21 protein-coding genes are annotated in these 18,344 nt (G+C 37.1%); 5 read left to right on the forward strand and 16 right to left on the reverse strand.

Annotated elements, in window-relative coordinates; translation table 11 throughout:
* Positions 1–65: 65 nt before the first annotated feature.
* From hisIE to AC1RNS_RS07535, 7 genes are read right to left on the reverse strand one after another with little or no spacing between them, the layout of a single operon-like run.
* On the reverse strand, positions 66–683 hold the full coding sequence (gene hisIE, locus AC1RNS_RS07505; protein ID WP_492991678.1) for a bifunctional phosphoribosyl-AMP cyclohydrolase/phosphoribosyl-ATP diphosphatase HisIE: 618 nt from the start codon (positions 681–683) through the stop codon (positions 66–68).
* Positions 680–1,441: an imidazole glycerol phosphate synthase subunit HisF gene (gene hisF, locus AC1RNS_RS07510; protein ID WP_492991679.1), complete on the reverse strand. Its 762-nt coding sequence runs from the start codon at positions 1,439–1,441 to the stop codon at positions 680–682. Before hisF ends, hisIE begins: the two co-directional genes overlap by 4 nt.
* Positions 1,435–2,067: an imidazole glycerol phosphate synthase subunit HisH gene (gene hisH / locus AC1RNS_RS07515; protein ID WP_492991680.1), complete on the reverse strand. Its 633-nt coding sequence runs from the start codon at positions 2,065–2,067 to the stop codon at positions 1,435–1,437. The genes hisF and hisH overlap by 7 nt, the downstream gene beginning before the upstream one ends.
* On the reverse strand, positions 2,064–2,663 hold the full coding sequence (gene hisB, locus AC1RNS_RS07520; protein ID WP_492991681.1) for an imidazoleglycerol-phosphate dehydratase HisB: 600 nt from the start codon (positions 2,661–2,663) through the stop codon (positions 2,064–2,066). Before hisB ends, hisH begins: the two co-directional genes overlap by 4 nt.
* Before the next feature lie 4 nt (positions 2,664–2,667).
* Positions 2,668–3,942, reverse strand: coding sequence for a histidinol dehydrogenase (hisD, locus tag AC1RNS_RS07525; RefSeq protein ID WP_492991682.1), 1,275 nt, complete (start codon positions 3,940–3,942; stop codon positions 2,668–2,670).
* Between the two features lie 56 nt (positions 3,943–3,998).
* Complete coding sequence (gene hisG / locus AC1RNS_RS07530) at positions 3,999–4,622, reverse strand: ATP phosphoribosyltransferase (protein WP_492991683.1); 624 nt, start codon at positions 4,620–4,622, stop codon at positions 3,999–4,001.
* Positions 4,615–5,787, reverse strand: a complete 1,173-nt coding sequence (locus tag AC1RNS_RS07535; protein WP_492991684.1) for an ATP phosphoribosyltransferase regulatory subunit — start codon at positions 5,785–5,787, stop codon at positions 4,615–4,617. The genes hisG and AC1RNS_RS07535 overlap by 8 nt, the downstream gene beginning before the upstream one ends.
* 570 nt (positions 5,788–6,357) lie before the next feature.
* Here AC1RNS_RS07535 and AC1RNS_RS07540 point away from each other — a divergent pair.
* A complete protein-coding gene (locus AC1RNS_RS07540; RefSeq protein ID WP_492991685.1) occupies positions 6,358–6,567 on the forward strand; it encodes a hypothetical protein in 210 nt (69 codons plus the stop codon).
* Between the two features lie 69 nt (positions 6,568–6,636).
* Here the strand turns inward: AC1RNS_RS07540 and AC1RNS_RS07545 are convergent, their stop codons facing one another.
* The 7 genes from AC1RNS_RS07545 to AC1RNS_RS07575 all read right to left on the reverse strand — a co-directional run bounded on the left by AC1RNS_RS07545 (position 6,637) and on the right by AC1RNS_RS07575 (position 12,525).
* Positions 6,637–7,179, reverse strand: a complete 543-nt coding sequence (locus AC1RNS_RS07545; RefSeq protein ID WP_492991686.1) for an acyltransferase — start codon at positions 7,177–7,179, stop codon at positions 6,637–6,639.
* Between the two features lie 4 nt (positions 7,180–7,183).
* Positions 7,184–7,825, reverse strand: a complete 642-nt coding sequence (gene ppaX / locus AC1RNS_RS07550; RefSeq protein WP_492991687.1) for a pyrophosphatase PpaX — start codon at positions 7,823–7,825, stop codon at positions 7,184–7,186.
* Between the two features lie 12 nt (positions 7,826–7,837).
* The gene (lgt, locus tag AC1RNS_RS07555; protein ID WP_492991688.1) at positions 7,838–8,659 is read right to left on the reverse strand and encodes a prolipoprotein diacylglyceryl transferase; all 822 of its coding nucleotides are present in this window, start codon (positions 8,657–8,659) and stop codon (positions 7,838–7,840) included.
* A gap of 63 nt (positions 8,660–8,722) precedes the next feature.
* Entirely contained in the window at positions 8,723–9,658 is a 936-nt protein-coding gene (gene hprK, locus AC1RNS_RS07560) for an HPr(Ser) kinase/phosphatase (RefSeq protein ID WP_283869488.1), read from the reverse strand.
* Positions 9,659–9,883: 225 nt separating this feature from the next.
* Entirely contained in the window at positions 9,884–10,201 is a 318-nt protein-coding gene (cccB, locus tag AC1RNS_RS07565; RefSeq protein WP_492991689.1) for a cytochrome c551, read from the reverse strand.
* A 45-nt stretch (positions 10,202–10,246) separates the two neighbouring features.
* Positions 10,247–11,089 (reverse strand): YitT family protein, encoded by an 843-nt coding sequence (locus AC1RNS_RS07570; RefSeq protein ID WP_492991690.1) that lies wholly within the window; start codon positions 11,087–11,089, stop codon positions 10,247–10,249.
* Positions 11,090–11,295: 206 nt separating this feature from the next.
* Positions 11,296–12,525: an EAL and HDOD domain-containing protein gene (locus AC1RNS_RS07575; RefSeq protein WP_492991691.1), complete on the reverse strand. Its 1,230-nt coding sequence runs from the start codon at positions 12,523–12,525 to the stop codon at positions 11,296–11,298.
* Positions 12,526–12,774: 249 nt separating this feature from the next.
* On the opposite strand from AC1RNS_RS07575, the gene AC1RNS_RS07580 reads away from it, so the two are divergent.
* The 4 genes from AC1RNS_RS07580 to AC1RNS_RS07595 are packed head-to-tail and all read left to right on the forward strand — an operon-like array spanning position 12,775 to position 15,470.
* Positions 12,775–13,149, forward strand: coding sequence for a GntR family transcriptional regulator (locus AC1RNS_RS07580; protein WP_492991692.1), 375 nt, complete (start codon positions 12,775–12,777; stop codon positions 13,147–13,149).
* A complete protein-coding gene (locus AC1RNS_RS07585; RefSeq protein ID WP_492991693.1) occupies positions 13,146–14,039 on the forward strand; it encodes an ATP-binding cassette domain-containing protein in 894 nt (297 codons plus the stop codon). Before AC1RNS_RS07580 ends, AC1RNS_RS07585 begins: the two co-directional genes overlap by 4 nt.
* The gene (locus AC1RNS_RS07590; protein ID WP_492991694.1) at positions 14,023–14,751 is read left to right on the forward strand and encodes a hypothetical protein; all 729 of its coding nucleotides are present in this window, start codon (positions 14,023–14,025) and stop codon (positions 14,749–14,751) included. Before AC1RNS_RS07585 ends, AC1RNS_RS07590 begins: the two co-directional genes overlap by 17 nt.
* Complete coding sequence (locus AC1RNS_RS07595) at positions 14,748–15,470, forward strand: hypothetical protein (RefSeq protein ID WP_492991695.1); 723 nt, start codon at positions 14,748–14,750, stop codon at positions 15,468–15,470. Before AC1RNS_RS07590 ends, AC1RNS_RS07595 begins: the two co-directional genes overlap by 4 nt.
* A gap of 356 nt (positions 15,471–15,826) precedes the next feature.
* Here AC1RNS_RS07595 and AC1RNS_RS07600 read toward each other — a convergent pair whose 3' ends face one another.
* Both AC1RNS_RS07600 and AC1RNS_RS07605 read right to left on the reverse strand, forming a co-directional pair.
* A complete protein-coding gene (locus AC1RNS_RS07600; RefSeq protein WP_492991832.1) occupies positions 15,827–16,471 on the reverse strand; it encodes a VTT domain-containing protein in 645 nt (214 codons plus the stop codon).
* A 272-nt stretch (positions 16,472–16,743) separates the two neighbouring features.
* On the reverse strand, positions 16,744–18,291 hold the full coding sequence (locus AC1RNS_RS07605) for a fatty acid--CoA ligase family protein (protein ID WP_492991696.1): 1,548 nt from the start codon (positions 18,289–18,291) through the stop codon (positions 16,744–16,746).
* Positions 18,292–18,344: the final 53 nt, after the last annotated feature.

Consider the following 18,344-nt stretch of genomic DNA (forward strand, 5'->3'; position numbering starts at 1 on the left):
AGGAACGTATTACACGTTCCTTTACACAGTAAACTCTATTATAGCATACAATTAGCAATATGCTGTTATTTCTCTTCGTGACGTTTTTCTAACACTTGTAATACATCATAAACACTTACTTTTTGTTCTTGCAACAGCACCAATAAATGGTAAATTAAATCAGCCGCTTCCCATTTAACCTCTTCGGCATCTCGATTTTTTGCACCAATGACAACTTCCGTTGCTTCTTCACCGACTTTTTTACAAATTTTATCGATTCCTTTATCGAATAAATATGTAGTATAAGCGCCTTCTGGCATTTCTTGCTCACGTTTTTCAATAACGTTAACAAGCTTAGATATAATCTCAACAGAGCCAACCTTAGTATTTTGCTGAATAAGCTTTGTAAAACAAGAGGTTGTACCATTATGACAAGCTGGACCAGCAGGAAGTACTTCCACAACTAATGCATCACTGTCACAGTCCGCTTTTATAGATATCACTTTCTGCGTATGACCGCTAGTTGCCCCCTTATGCCAAAGCTCTTGACGCGAACGTGAATAGAACCATGTTTCACCTGATTCAAGTGTTTTTTCCAATGATTCTTTGTTCATATAGGCTACAGTTAGTACTTCTTTTGTATTGGCATCTTGTACAACCGCAGTAACAAGACCTTTATCATCAAATTTAATGTCCTCTATCATCTTACTGCCACTCCCTTTTCACGTAAGTAATCTTTTACTTGCGCTACGCTTGTTTCTTTGTAATGAAAGATAGATGCTGCCAGCGCTGCATCTGCATCAACATCATCCGCTAATACTTCGTAAAAATGCTCGGCATTTCCTGCACCACCGCTAGCAATAACAGGAACTGTCACAGCCTCTCTCACTGCCTTAGTTAACGCTAAATCAAAACCTGATTTTTCACCGTCCTGATTCATGCTTGTTAATAAAATTTCACCAGCGCCTAAGCGAACCGCTTCCCTCGCCCACTCTGTTGCTTGCCAACTAGTTTTGTTGCGACCACCATGCGTATAAACCATCCATGTGCCGTCTTCATCACTATAGCGCGCATCAATAGCAACAACAATACATTGTGCACCAAAAAAGTCAGATCCTTCTTTAATAAGCTCTGGTCGCTCTAAAGCAGAAGTATTGACTGATACTTTATCAGCGCCTGCACGTAAAATACGTTTCATATCATCTAATGTGCGAATTCCACCACCTACTGTAAATGGAATAGCTAGTGTCGCTGCTGTTTGTCGCACGACATCCACCATTGTTTCACGCCCTTCATGTGAGGCGGAGATATCAAGAAAGACAAGCTCATCAGCCCCTTGCTCATCATAAAACTTGGCTAGCTCTACTGGGTCGCCTGCATCTCGCAAAGACACAAACTGCACACCTTTTACAACCCGTCCCTCTTTCACATCCAGACATGGAATAATGCGCTTTGTTAGCATGAAGCTACCCCCTTCAACCATTGCTGTAATAAATACACACCTAGTTCACCTGATTTTTCTGGATGAAACTGCATTCCCATTACAGAGCCAGTAGCAACAATACCTGGAACCCGAATACCATGATAATCTGCATAAGCGACGAGCTCTGTGTCATCAATATCTGTTGCATAAAAGGAGTGAACAAAATACACATGCTTTGCTGGAGGCAACGCTGTTAGCCAAGTTGGACGATTAGTCATGACTAGCTCGTTCCAGCCCATATGTGGTACTCGATATGCCTGACCATCATTCACACCACTAAAACGTTTAATGCTTCCTTTGAAAAATCCTAAGCCTCTTGTTGCTGTAACCTCTTCACTTTCCTCAAATAGCAACTGCATACCTAAGCAAATACCAAGCAGTGGACGATTGTCTACCCTTACCTTTTGTAAATAACGATCTAATTTTGTCTCAGCCAGTCGTTTCATTGCATCTGGAAATGCTCCAACACCTGGCAATAAAAGTGCATCTGCTGTATCCAACACTTTTTCATTGGCTGTGACAACTACCTCACAGCCAAGTCGTTCTAATGCCTGCTCTACACTAAATAAATTGCCCATACCATAATCGATCACACCTATTTTCACGTTAACAGCCCCTTAGTTGATGGCACGCCTTTAACACGTGGATCAATTTCCACTGCCGCATCAATGGCACGTGCTAACGCCTTAAAAATTGCCTCAATAATATGATGTGTATTTTGTCCATACGGTACAATGACGTGAACATTCATTCGTGCTTCTAGAGCAAATTTCCATAAAAATTCATGAACTAATTCTGTATCGAAGCTACCCACTTTTTCTTTTAATTGTGGTACACGGTATTCTAAATGTGGACGATTAGAGCAATCTACAACAACCTGTGCCAGCGCATCATCCATTGGTACAAATGCTGTGCCATAGCGTTTAATGCCTTTTTTATCACCAAGTGCTTCACGAATCGCTTGACCTAGTACGATTCCAAGGTCCTCTGTTGTATGGTGATCGTCAATATAGGTATCACCGTTTGCTTGAATTGTCCCATCAAAAAGTCCATGCTTTATAAACAAATCCAGCATATGGTCCATAAAGCCGACGCCAGTTTTAATATCAGCCTTCCCTTCCCCATCTAAATCAATGGCTACTGAGATTCGTGTTTCATTTGTTGTCCGTTCTACTTTCGCAAAGCGTTTTTTTTCTGTCATTGTGCTACTCCTTCTCCCATCCACGTGATTCCACTGCACGTGCATGTCCCTCTAAGCCTTCCATACGTGCAAGTCGTGCAATTTTTGGTGCATTTTCCGCCCATGTTTTTTCACTATAAAAGACGATACTCGATTTTTTCACAAAATCATCAACATTTAGACCGCTAGCAAAGCGTGCAGTACTATTCGTTGGTAACACATGATTGGTACCAGCTAAGTAATCACCAACTGGCTCTGAGCTATATCGTCCTATGAAAATACCACCTGCATGACGTATTTGTTCTGAGACAATCTCGGCATTTTTTGTTATGATTTCTAAATGCTCTGGTGCTAATGAGTTGATTGCATCTACTGCATCTGCCATCGTTTCAGCCACATAAATAGCACCAAAGTTGTTGATGGAAGCACGTGCTACATCCTCACGCGGTAATGTAGATAGTTGTTTCTCTACCTCTATTGCTACCTGCTTTGCAAGCTCTTCTGAGGTAGTCACTAAAATAGCACAGGACATTGGATCATGTTCTGCTTGTGATAACATATCAGCTGCTACTTCATCTGCAAACGCTGTATCATCTGCAAGCACTGCAATTTCACTTGGGCCAGCAATCATATCAATTGCTACTTCGCCAAATACCTCACGCTTGGCAAGTGCTACATAAATATTGCCTGGACCTGTTATTTTATCAACTGGTGCAATAGTTTCTGTTCCATAGGCAAGTGCTGCAATTGCTTGAGCACCACCGACCTTATAAACTTCTTCCACTCCCAAAATATGTGCAGCTGCAAGTACTCCTGTTGGTAATTGACCATCCCGACCTGCTGGTGATGTTATCACAATACGTTTAACACCAGCGACTTGCGCTGGAATAACATTCATTAATACAGATGATGGATATGCTGCTGTGCCACCTGGGACATATAATCCTACCGCATCGAGTGCTGTAATACGCTGCCCAAGCCAAGAGCCATCTGTAAGCTCTAAACGATAGCCGGTACGTTTTTGCTTTTCATGATACAGGCGAATATTTTGAGCAGCATCCGATAAATCAGCATAAATTTGTGCATCAATCGCTTTTGCACCTGCCTCAATTTCTTCTCTAGTAACCCGTAAAACTTCTGGCATAAAGCCATCCCATTTTTCTGTATAAGCACGTATGGCACTATCACCTGTTGTACGTACATCTGCTAAGACTTGACGGACCACTTTTAATTGATCCTCATTGCCTCTTTCAAGCTGACGCTTTAAGGAAATACCCTTTGTTAGCTTTGTTATTTTCATAGGATTACTCCCCTTTTATCTTCATATATAACTATCACGGATACTCTTGCTTCTATTTAGTTAACACATTTCTTTAAGCGTCTCACTAGATCGATAATACGATCTCCCTTCATACGATAGCTTACTGGATTAGCAATTAACCGTGATGATACATCTGTAATAAATTCATATTCCACAAGACCATTCTCTTTAAGCGTTCTGCCAGTTGAAACAATATCAACAATTCGATCTGCTAAGCCAATCATAGGTGCCAATTCAATCGATCCATTAAGCTCTATAATTTCTACTTGCTCCCCAATGCCCTTATAATATTTCATAGCAATATTTGGGTATTTCGTGGCTATTCTTGGCGCTATTTCATTCATCGTCGTATTAGGCAAGCCTGCTGAAGCTATGTAGCATGTACTAATTTTAAGATCCAGTAATTCATGCACTTCTCGTTGCTGCTCTAATAAAACATCCTTTCCTGCTATCCCAATATCTGCAACCCCGTGTTCTACATAAACAGGAACATCCATTGGCTTAGCTAAAATAAAATTAATCTTCTCCTCAGGAATTTCTATCATTAATTTCCGGGACATTTCTACTTCCTCTGGTAAATTAAAGCCAGCTTCTAAAAGCATTTGGTATGCCTCTTCAAAAATACGCCCTTTCGGCATAGCAATCGTTAATTCATTCACCGCCAACTTCCTCCTGTCCAACAACAACTACCTCAGAAAAATAAGCTAAAAATGCTTTTTCATCAACTAAGCTACTTCTTAATTGCAAGGTAGCTTGTTTACCTGCCGCTCGTAGTGCCTGTACCTTTGCTAATGCCTCCTCGAATTGTTCTTCCTCAAAAAGCACAACCACTGCTTCTTCACGCTCATTTGCTAGACCATCAAGTGTTTCTAATAGACGATCGACCCGAATACTAAATCCAGTAGCACCTACTTTTGAACCAAACACCTCAAGTAATCCGTCATAACGGCCACCGTTACCTAACGGAAATCCGCTTCCTAATGCAAACACTTCAAATAGCATGCCTGTGTAGTAGCTCATATGACTAGAAAGTGTAAAATCGAAGGCTACATAATCCGCTAAATTAGCTATTTCAAGTAGTCTAGCAAGCTGCTGCATATATTCTAATGCGTCATTTTTCCTTACATATTTTTCAATATCTTTGATTTGCTTTAAATTCATCGCTTCCTCAATAAATTGAAGTAATGCATCTGTTTTCGCTTTAGGTAAATCAAAAGATTCTACTGCTTCTTCAAATCCAACATAATTTCGCTGCACAAGAAGAGTTCGGAGTATATCTTGCTGTTCAACGCTTTCTGTATAATCTTGTAAAATGCAATTTAATATGCCGGCATGACCAATAGTAACTTTAAATTTAGTTAATCCATATTGCTGTAATAGCTCCATTGCCGTCACAATCACCTCAGCGTCAGCAAACACAGAATTGTCTCCAATTAGCTCGATCCCCATCTGATCAAATTCTGCAGGACGCCCACCTTCTGTTTCCTGGGCACGAAAGACGCTCGCAAAATAAGCAAGGCGAATTGGTATCATTTCTTTTAATAATTTAGATGTGGCAACCCGAGCAATTGGTGTTGTCATATCTGGTCGTAGTACTAATGTGTTTCCCTGACTATCTACAAGCTTAAATAGATGGGTGTCGGCAATCGCAGAAGCTTTACCAACTGTATCAAAATACTCAACGGCAGGTGTCTTAATAAATTCATAACCCCTGCTGCATAAAAAGTCTCGTCCAGTATTTCTTACAGTCTCTACCTTTTCGTATATTTGTGGAAATGTATCGCGCATTCCAAGTGGTTTCTCAAACATTTTAATTGAAGACATGTAGACACTTCCTTACGTTTTACTTTAATTCACTAGAGTATTAGAGAATCAGATTATGAAAGTATTCTAACTTATTTCTCCCATTCAGTCAATGTATACTCTCCTGAATTCTCTAACAATTTCAACATTGATTATTCTGTTAATTATACACATTTACTAATGGAAAATAATGAAATTCAAAATATCTCCAAATTTTAATTCATAAGTAGGGGTCAGTAGCCTATTGAGAATGAGAATGTGTCTATTTTGTGACAAAGACATTTGTAGCAAAAATAGAACTTATCTAAAAAATGAGAATGATTATCTTTAGAATAGGTGCCTAAAAAAAGACGAATTTATCAAAATCTTATTCTCATTAACCGCAACTATAAATTATTTTAAAATAATTTATAGTACCTTATAAATTAAAATGATTCTCAGTTTCATTATCAAATAGAATGCTATATTATCAAGTTTTCTATTGATTATTACTCTCAATCTATTTTTTATTTTACATTTTTAAAAATACACTATAGAATAACGTTAATAACCAAGTAGAAACATATACACTATAAATTGGAGGGATTTAATATGGCATGTCCATTCGTACAACTAAGTGAGCAAATGATCGTAAGTATTTGTAAAGGAGAGTTTTATCCTGGAGACAAAATAACACTACACACAAAAGACGACATTGATGGCACAGCGATTAAATCAACTTTTGCTGAGTCCATTTGTTTAGGAGATCATGATAATTGTGAATTTAAGCCTGAATATGTAGCAGCAAATTCCCAACATTAAAATAAAACTGTTCCAAAAACAAAGGTACCTTTGTTTTTGGAACAGTTTTTTCATTGTCGACCTTATAAGTCATTTTTTTGGCGTACACCACTTTACAACTTCGTTACGTTTACGCTCCGCCATTTGCTCAGCAGTATAAATAATTTGCATCGGATTACCACCAGCTAAACAGCCATCTGGCACATCTTTATGTACAAGTGTAGCAGCTGAGACAATCGCACCGTCACCTATCGTTACACCAGGTAGTATTGTTGAATTGGCACCAACCATTACCTCATTACCAATCTTCACATCTCCTAGACGATATTCCTCTATTAAATATTCATGTGCTAAAATCGTCGTATTAAAGCCAATTACTGTATTATTGCCGATGTGAATGCGTTCCGGAAACATGGTATCAGGCATGACCATTAAGGCTAATGAGGTTTGCTCGCCAATTTTCATTTTTAAAAATGTTCGATATAGCCAGTTTTTCACACGTAAAAATGGTGTGAAGCGTCCAATTTGAATGATAATGAAGCACTTCATCACCTTCCAAAAGGACACCGTATCATATATATTCCACAGCGAGTTTGCTCCTTCGACACGGTAGCGTTCTGTTTTACGTGCCATTTACTTACCCCGCTTTCACAATATCAAATAAATCCGTCATATGATGCAACATATATTCCGGCTTAAATTGCAGTAAATATTCTTCACCTTTAATAGCCCATGCAACACCGGCTGCTCTAATTCCCGCATTATGCCCAGCCTCAATATCATGAGAATTATCACCAATCATAATGGCTTCTTCCTTGTTTACTCCAAGACGTTCAAGCGCAAGCAATACCGGCTCTGGATCAGGCTTTACATTTCTCACATCGTCTGTCCCAATACGAACATCAAATAAATGACTTGCACCAAGTATAGAAAGACCACGATCTATCATTTCATTTCGTTTTGTAGAAACAATCGCTAATTTGATACCCATATTCTTTAATTGCTCTAAAGTCGAAACAACATCAGGATATTGAGTGACTAGCTCATCATGATGTAAAACATTCCATTCCCGATATTTTGCCATCATTGCCTCCTCTTCACCTGGAGCAATGTCGCTAAATGTCTGTTTTAATGAAGGTCCCATGAACTTCAGGCAATCTTTTGGCGAATATTGCCCAGGAAATCGCTCATTTAACACATGCATAAATGTTTGTATGATTAATTCATTTGTATTTAGCAATGTACCATCAAAATCGAATAATAATGCCTTTATCATCACATTCCGCACCCCTTATTTATTATCCAAATATTTCACTGCTGGTTTTACAGTTAGACGTCGGTAAATAATGGCACCAAGACCCACTACTACACCAATGATAGAGACAACCTGTGCTGAACGTAAGTCACCAACTAAATACAAGCTATCCGTACGCAAACCTTCAATAAAGAAGCGGCCAATTGAATACCAAATTAAATAACTGAAGAAAATTTCTCCTCGATTTAAATTCACTTTACGTAAAAACAGTAAAATAAGTAATCCGATGAAATTCCATACAGATTCATATAAAAAAGTAGGATGGACATATGTTCCTAATTCTTCAATATACATTTGGTTTATAATCCAATCTGGTAACATCAGATTTTCTAAAAATGCTTTAGATACTGGACCACCATAAGCCTCTTGGTTCATAAAATTTCCCCAACGACCAATGATTTGCCCTATCAAAATACTTGGTGCTGCTATATCCGCTACACGTAAAAAACTAACATTTTTTTTACGTGTGAATATGTACGCTGTTATAAATGCCCCAATTAGTGCACCATGAATAGCAATACCACCATTCCAAATTTCAATAATCTTCCCTGGGTTTTCACTATAATAATCCCAACGCATTGAAACATAATAAATACGTGCGCATATTATCGAAATAGGTACTGCCCATAGCAATAAATCTGCAAGAAAATCCTCTGGTAAGCCTCGTTTAACAGCCTCTCTTTGACCTACAACATAAGCCAAAATAATACCTGATACAATTAACAGCCCGTACCAACGAACAGGAATTGGTCCCAAATGAAAAGCAATTGGGTTAATTTGCAATAGTAATAAATCCATCAAATGCTCCTCTCAATTTCTTTCTATTCACTTTATAGGTCATTTTATCCTAAATATGAACAATTAATCATCTAACTCATCAGCGGAAGAGATCACCTCATCCAAACGTCTTGAAAACTCCTCTGCTGCATTAACACCCATTTTTTTCAAGCGATAATTCATCGCTGCAACTTCAATAATAACAGATACATTACGCCCGGGTCTTACAGGAATTGTTAATTTAGTTAACTCTGTATCAATAATTTTCATTTTTTCTTCCTCTAGACCCAAACGATCATAAACTTTTTCAGGATCCCAAATCTCCAGCTCAATTATTAAGGTAATACGCTTGTAGGGTCTTACCGCACTTGCTCCAAAAAGCGTCATAATATCAATAATGCCAATACCTCGTATTTCAAGTAAATGTTCTAAAAGTGGAGGCGGGCTACCAATTAAAAAATTCTCTGATTCTTGGCGAATTTCCACACAATCATCAGCTACTAATCGATGACCTTTCTTGACTAGCTCAAGCGCAGTTTCACTTTTTCCTACGCCACTTTTGCCGATAATTAACACACCAATACCATAAACATCCACTAACACCCCATGTGCAGCGGTCATTGGTGCCAAGCGCCCCTCTAAATAGTTGGTCAGTCTACTAGAAAATTTCGTTGTTGTCATATGTGTTTTAAAAACAGGTACATGCTTTTCATTAGAAGCCTGTAAAAGCTCCTCAGGTACCTCTAAGTCACGAGAAATAATAATAGCTGGAGTATCTTGAGAACATAGTAAACGCATACGCTCAAGCTTAACATCTGCTGGTAACATTTCAAAAAAGGACAGCTCTGTTTTCCCAAGCAATTGTACTCGGTTTGCAGGATAATGTGTAAAGTATCCTGCCATTTCTAGCCCTGGTCTAGAAATATCACTAGTGACAATCGTTCTTCCAATCCCTTCCTCGCCAGCTAATAGGTCTAACTTAAATTTCTCCATTACGTCTCTTGTTAATACTACGACCAATGTTAGAAGCCTCCATTTCAATGGAATTGAATATTATTTGTTTCGTTCACAGTCTCTATAACTGACCGAAATCGTACATTTTTCACCTACAATCAATCTCTCTGATTGCAGTATCACTTTATTTTAGCATGACTATGTATAAAAGAAATGTATTTACTCTCGTTTGCTAAAGGAAGCAAAACATAAAAAAACTAGCGGTTCTCCAGCCCGCTAGTTTATACAATCTTATTTTTGAGTAGCTAACCATTTAGCAACAGCTTCTGCATCTTCACCTTTAACAATACCTGGAGGCATAGAACCTTTACCATTTTCAATAACATCTAAAATTTCTGTTTCAGATAAACGAGCGCCTATATCATTGATCGCTGGTGCATTATTCTGACCTTGCAATTCGCCTCCATGACATGTGATACATGATTTCATAGCAATAGCTTCACCATCTGGCGTTGCATTTGTTGCACCTTCATTAGTCGTCTTGTCACCGCCACAAGCAGCTAAAAAGATTGCTGAACCGAACACTAATGTTAACATTGCCTTTTTCATTAGTACCCCTCCTCAAAATTATACTTCCACGATATTATACCAAAATTATGCACGTTTGAAACCTTCTCCTAATACCTCATAAGCATCGGAAACGATAACAAACGCTGATGGATCAACGGTTTTAATGAGTTGTTTCAGCTTTGTGAATTCTGTTTGGTAGACAACCACCATCAATACTGGTCGTGCTTCCCTTGTATAGCCACCAATTGCAGGTAATTGTGTCACACCACGATCAATTTCAGCATAAATGGCATCACGGACCTCATCTTGTTTCATCGTAATAATATAAACCATTTTGGATTGGCTAAAGCCTAACTGAATAATATCAATCGTTTTTGTTGTCACAAATAATCCAATCAGGGCATACAAACCTTTCTCTAAGTCGAAAACAATTGCTGCACTAATGGCGATGACCCCATCAATTAATAGTACGCTTGTACCAAGAGATATTCCGGTAAACTTTGTAATAATTTGCGCTAGCAAATCAGTGCCACCAGTAGAAGCATTCCCTTTAAAAACAAGTCCTATTCCTAAACCGACAACAATACCTCCAAAAAGGGCACCTAATAAAGGATTATCAGTCCAAGGCTCCCAATTATTCGTTAATAATACAATGAACGGTAAAGTCACTGTGCCGACAAACGATTTTACCCCAAATTTTTTGCCAAGGAATAATACGCCAGCAATAAATAATGGAATATTAAAGCCATATTGAACAATCCCCGGATTCCAGCCAAATAAACCATGTAAAATCGTACTTATTCCGCTTACCCCACCTGAAGCAACTTGATTTGGTAATAAAAAGACATTAAAACCAATAGCAATCACTGCCGCCCCAATAATTACATACACATACTCCACAATGCTTTCCCTAACATCATGTTTCATTTCCCCACGCCCACTTCAACTATCAGAATTTTTTTAAGACGAGATGATTATAGCAAATAGTTTTCACGTTGAGAACTTCATCATGATGAAGGGAATAATCCTACATATTATTTACTTACACCAATTTGTATATAACAAACTATTCGATAAAAACAGAAAAATAAGTACCTGAATGAGCATTTAAAGGGTACTTATTTCCGCTGTGCTTATAATGATTTTTCGGCCCATTCGATTGCCTCATGGTATAAAAAATCAATATTTTTCAAATCTATATTGATTTGGGGAGCTATTTCTTCTAAGCTATCCCAGTCTAGTTTCCCTAGTGCAATACTGAAATCTAGATATGGCGTCATCTCTGTTTGATACCCTAAAATGGTTGCTTTAATATCTTCAGAAAATGGTAGCTGCTGTAAAATAGTATGTAATGGTCTTTGCAGTAAAGTATCAATCAATGAAAACATGCCTACAAAAAAATACTCTGAAAAATTTTGTTTATAGGAGAGCTTCGCCAATTTCTCACATGCTTTCGCTCTAAATAATGATGTTCTCACCACTTCTTTAAAAAGATCTGAATCCGAATCTCTATCTATTTCCCGCATTGCTAATAAGTAAATCCATTTGCGTAAATCGGCTATTCCGAGTATTAAAATTGCCTGCTTGATAGAGCGTACCTTCGAATTAGAACGTCTAGAAGAATTGTTAACCATTTGCAATAATTTAAAGGTTAACGAAATATCACGTTCAATATTTTCAGATAATAACTGTACATTAGGTTCCTCTTCTTTTAACAACGAAATAATATAAAAATATTGGATAGTATTCACTGGTATATCAGTTGCTTTTATAATTTGAGGCTGTTCAAAAAAATAACCTTGAAATAACTCATAGCCTGAATGCTTTGCTATTTCAAATTGATTACGTGTCTCAACCTTTTCTGCAAGCAATTTAATATGAGGAAATTTTTCCTTTACTTTATTTTCAATTTCCATACGTTCAAGCAGAGGCGACAATAGAAAATCCACCTTTATAAAGTCAATATGAACAAATAGCTCGTCATAAACTTGTACATGTTCATCCAATATAAAATCATCTAAAGCAATTTTATACCCATATGATTTAAGCTCTATAACCCGTTCAACCAGCTGTGGTGTCAAAGGGACATCCTCTAAAATCTCTATGACAACTTGAGATGGATTTAAGTATTCATTAATTGAGCTCATTAGCAGATTTTCTGTGAAATTGACAAAGCAAGGCTTTCCGTTTGTAACTTCTTCTATTCCAATTGAAAGAAATGAGTTTACTAATACATCGACTGTTGCTGCATCTGAATCAACCATCGGAAAAGCATCCACATTTTTGCTTCGATATAACAATTCATATGCAACAACTTGTTCATGAAGATTAAAAATTGGTTGTCTGCCAATAAATACTTCCATATTGTCGCCCCCATTTCTCCATTATTTAATAATGAATATTATAACATTTTTTCATGACCATTTGCTCATCATTCATCATACATTTAAAAATGTTCTGTAGTTAAACAAAACCTTATAACTACTTGTAAAAAAAATTGCCTCCTTACATATTAAAATACGCTTAGTATTATTTGACATTTAATTTAATTTAAACTATAGTACATTACAACACTAATGTACTGTGATACCCAAAATGAAGGGAGGGTTTTCATGCATATTCATTTAGATAGTACAACACCCATTTATATTCAAATTGCCGAATGGCTGCAACATGAAATTATCGCCAATCGGTTACAAGCTGACGAAAAGGTTTATTCACAGTATCAACTAGCAGAGTTATTCAATATTAATCCTGCTACGGCTGGTAAAGGACTGACCATCTTACTTGAGGAACAACTTCTTTATAAGAAACGGGGGCTGGGTATGTTTGTTGCAACAGATGCAAAAGATCGGATTTTATTGAAACGTCGCAGTGAAATATTAACGAAGATGGCTCAAGAGATTGTTTTAGAGGCACAACGCTTACTTGTTTCTGATGAGGAATTGCTGGCACTTATTCAAAAAACACAGGAGGAATTGAAATGAATGTTATTCAATGTGAAAAGCTATCTAAAAAATTTGGGCGTCTTCATGCACTCCAAGATGTTACTTGTACAATAAATGGCGAAAAAATAGTCGGTGTTATTGGTCGTAATGGAGCTGGTAAATCAACATTGCTGACAATTATAGCAGGCTTTCTAAAACCGACTAATGGTTTCTGTCATGTGTTTAATGAGAATCCCTTTAACAATATTCAAACTGCTGCCAACACAATTTTAATTGATGATCGATTAAGCTTTTCAGATTACTTATCATTAGAAGAAATCTTAAAAATGGGCGCTGATTATTATCCAAATTGGCAAAGTGAGTTAGCTTATCGCCTGCTACAATATGCAAACATTGATCTTTCCGCTAAACATCAGCAATTATCTAAAGGACAAATGGCTACCTTTAATCTTGTCTATGGATTAGTAAGCCGCTGTGCATTAACTATATTAGATGAGCCTATGAATGGAATGGACGAAGCTATTCGAACAGATTTTTATAGAGCTATCCTAAAGGAATACATAGCCTTTCCTCGGACGATTTTAATCGCTAGTCATCATTTACAGGAAATGGAGTCCATTTTGGAGGAAATTCTACTTATAGATGAGGGTACTGTCGTTACACATGTCTCTGTGGATAAATTGAAGGAACAATTAATTGCCTTAAACGGACCAAGTGAAATGATTGAATCCTTGCTTTCTGATATAGATGTTTACGCCCATCAGATTGTAGCTGGAGTGTCTACAGCAATTGTTGATGCAAGCAGACTTTTCATTACGGAGGAAATGCTTCGAATAAAAGGTATTACAAAATCAGCCCTTACTGCAAGTGAGATTTGCAGGTATTTAACCAATAATAAAGGAAGTGATATCGATGCAATCTTTGACTAATATGTCTTTCAAAACGATTGTCAAAAAGCAAGTAAAATGGAAAGCCAAATTATATTGCTCAGCCCTTAGCTCCCTTATAATTTTACAAGTTATTTTTGGTGCATTGCTGTTCAGCTCTGGGAGTGCTTCAAGTGGTCATGGACGTGGAAATTTAAATGTTCAGGTCTCCATTTATTCGCTTGATATGTTTCTTATAATTTCAGCATTTTGGGCATTTATAACAGCTTTTATCTTTACTACAAAAGCGTATCGCATGGATGATTTATCTATTATTTCAAGTCGAACTTCAAGTGCAATCGCAAATATACTTGTTCTTATTCTTTATAGCTTTTTTGCTGTCTTGATTATGTTAGCTAGTTACTATATACAAATATTGGGCCTGTCGTTAATCGAAAAGGATTCACTCATTATTGATAAAATCATTATTTCACCATCGATTTTTATTGTGTGCCTCTGCAGCATCTGTTTGTTCAGCGCAATCGGTTTACTATTTGGCTACTGCTTCCAAGGCCCAAGTATCATAAAAATATCAGCAATAGTGTTATTAGTCATTGTCATTATTTCACCAATTATTTTTCCTAAGTTTGTGAATCTTCAACCATTTATACAATTACCAGATCTCGCACTTAGCGGATTTTATGTAATTGTAACTATACTGTGCTTTACTCTCTGTATTTGGATTGCTGATAAATCGGAGGTGTCTCGCAAATGACAAACATTATAGTAATCTTACTCTCTTTACTGATTCCAATATTATTAGTTATTGTGGTCTTGTTTGTATTAAGAAAGGTAAATAACAAAACAAAAAACTTCTGGACTCTTAAACGTCTATCTATTGGGATTACAGTATATATTGGAGTTGGATTATTTGCACTGCTATATCTTAGCTTTTTCGCAAACTCATCCATACAGGTATTATCGAAATCAGAATTAAAGAAAATTGAAAAGAATATTGAATCTATCCAAAAATATGATCAGCAATATAACTCTTCTTTTTTAACAGATAACTATAAAAAGAAAACATGGGAATTTGATTTTCTAGGTGATACATTACCAGTGACAATAGGAAATGCTGACTCTAATCTTAACATTCGTCACATTAATAATGACAATATCCCAGCAGGAAAGGCTCTTGTTACCTATTATCAATTCCCTGCTATTATCGAGGGCATTGATATTTCAGATAAAATCCAATTACCAAATGTAAATATGTCACAGAATCGGCTTTGGATTGAAGCTTTATCGAGGCATGAAGTCAATTATCATCGTATTAAAGCTTCATTGGGTATTTTAGATTTTAATCGAAAGGTGGATTTAGATGATGACTATTCATCTACCATCTTCTATCTTTCTTCCAATTTTATTGTCATTGAAACACCTCATGGAACAGATATTGAGGATTCTCAGGGGATTATTCAATTTTTAAGATAAAATCAATTATGCCTCGGCATAATTGCGTCCAAAATCGGCTTTGTGCTTAGGCCTGCGTGATGCAGGCCAGTTAGCCGTTATCGCATGGATGCTATGATTTTAGGCTAACATCCTTTATTAACTCCTTTCCGATTCCGCGACATCCGCCAGAGGCTTTGGGCCAACAGATGTTTTTTGCGCGAAAGCGTAGTGCTAACGTAGCATCAGTAGCACGATGTTGGTCACTCAGGCGTTTTCACAGGATGTGAAGATCTTAGCCTGGGTTCCTCTATTTCAGCGGGTGTTTGGACACTCGCTGAAAGAAGTTAAAATAAGGACAGCCCATGTGATTTTTTATCACTTTTGGACTGTCCGTGTTATTTTCCATTTCTTGCTTTAATAGCACCGATTACGGCTGGTATTACAGATATAAGGATAATTAAAATAAGCACTGTTGAGAAGTTATCTTTAATAATTGGAATATTACCGAAGAAATACCCTAATAATGTACAACTAAATACCCATAAAATTGCGCCTACTACATTGTACATAATGAAATAGCTATATTTCATTTTACTTGCACCAGCAACAAATGGTATAAATGTTCGAATGAATGGCATAAAGCGAGCGATGACTATTGTTTTTCCACCATGTGTATTAAAGAACTTTTCTGCGGCTTCCATACGCTCTTTTTTTATGACCCTACCTAGGAAGCTTTTTGGCGGAATAGATGTTCCTACTTTATGACCAATATGATAATTCATCGTATCTCCTAAAATTGCAGCTACTAAAAATACGGGAATTAATATCCACATATCAAATGCGCCCATTGCTGCAGCTAATGTACCACTTGCAAAAAGCAATGAATCACCTGGCAAGAACGGGAAAATGACAACACCTGTTTCAACAAAAACAATGGCAAATAAAATAAGATAACTCCAATTACCAAAATCGCGAATGATTTCTTCTAAATGCACATCGATATGCACAATAAAACTAATTAACTCCTTGATGAGTTCTATCATTTTTCCAAATGCTCTCTTTCAATTTAATTTTCTACATGCTTTGACGCAACTTTGCACCAATGGGTTCCATTATTGTATACAGCTTGCTATAGACTACTTTCTCACTATATGACAAGCCTTGATAAAGTATGTAACAGTTGTCACAAGTTTGATTTTATCACTTCCTGATAGCTATACTCAACTTATTTCCTGAAGGAGCAATTTTTTTTACAAATTAGCATTGTACAATAAAAAAAGCGCTACCATTTTTCAATAGTAGCTACTTCATTTTATACTTTTTCTTTTAAAGAGCGACGTAAAATCTTTCCTGTTGTATTTTTCGGTAGTTCATCCATAATTTCTATGACTTTAGGAACCTTATATTTCACCATATGTTTTGTACAATATGCAAGTAGATCCTCTGTGGAGGTTGCTGCTACTTCCTTTAAGACTACAAATGCATGAACAGCCTCCCCTAAATTAGGATCGGGATAGCCTATAACTGCCGCTTCAACGATATTGTTATGAGCAAAGAGTACTTCCTCAACCTCTCTTGGATAGACATTGTACCCCCCTACAATAATCATATCTTTTTTACGATCAACGATATAGAAATAACCCTCTTCATCAACCTTCGCTAAGTCACCTGTATATAACCAGCCATCACGTATAGCCATCTCTGTTTCTTCAGGCAGTTTATAATACCCCTTCATAACATTAGGTCCTCTAACAATTAACTCCCCTACTTCCCCAACAGGAACCTCTTGCCCATTTACGTCGACAACTTTATTTTCAACATTGCAGATGGATGTCCCAATTGAACCTGCTTTACGATCACGATCTAATGGATTAAAGCAAGTTACTGGTGAAGCCTCTGATAAACCATAGCCCTCCGAAACACGTACATTAAATTTCTTCTCGAAATTATGTAATAGTGCAACAGGTAAAGAAGCGCCTCCTGAGATTGCTAAGCGGATTGTCGAGAAATCTTCTGAATTGCCCTCAGGTAATTGATATAAAAAGTTATACATTGTTGGTACACCAGCAAATACAGTTGCTTTTTGCTCACTTGCTAAGGCGAAAATCTCAGTTGGACTAAAGCGTGGTGCAAGTAATACTGTTGCTCCACTCAATAAAGGTGCATTCACAACAACCGTTAACGCAAATACATGGAAAACTGGCAAAGTTGCAATAATACGATCATCTGCTTTATAGCCTAAATAATGTGCTACATCCCGTGCATTTGAATAAATATTTTCATGCGTCAACATAGCTCCCTTTGGAGATCCTGTTGTTCCAGATGTATAGAGAATAATGGCATTATCATCATCGGCTACTTCCACAGGCTGTAAAGAATCTGATACGTTAGCAATCACTTGAGTAAATAAATGCGTTTTTGCTTTTGCCTCTTGTGACAAGGCTGCAATTTTCTCTGCGGTATCTGCTGCTGTTTCACAAATAATAAATGATGTTACTTGAGGAAAAGCTTGTACACCCTTTTCTACTAGAGGTAGAAGAACATCAAGTGCAATAACAGCCTTTACATCGCCATTATGCAAAATATAAGAAATTTCATCCGGCGTATAAATCGGGTTGATTGGTATTGCTGTTGCACCTAAGCGCATCGTCGCATACAAGGCAATTAAATAGTGCGGTGTATTACCTAATAAAAATGCTACATGGTCCCCTTTTTCTACACCTAATTCTTGTAACCCCTTTGCAAAGCGCCCAACTGTAAACTCAAACTCACCATATGTCGTATCTTTCCCCATAAAATGATACGCAATTTTATCTGGCTGCTGTACTGCTTGTTGACGAACACTCGAAACTAAATTCAATTACACCATCCCCTTATCGTATCAATTTCGCCTTGGCGTAATTGTAGCTGCCG

This window comes from Lysinibacillus sp. GW821-FHT14F06 (assembly GCF_058803665.1).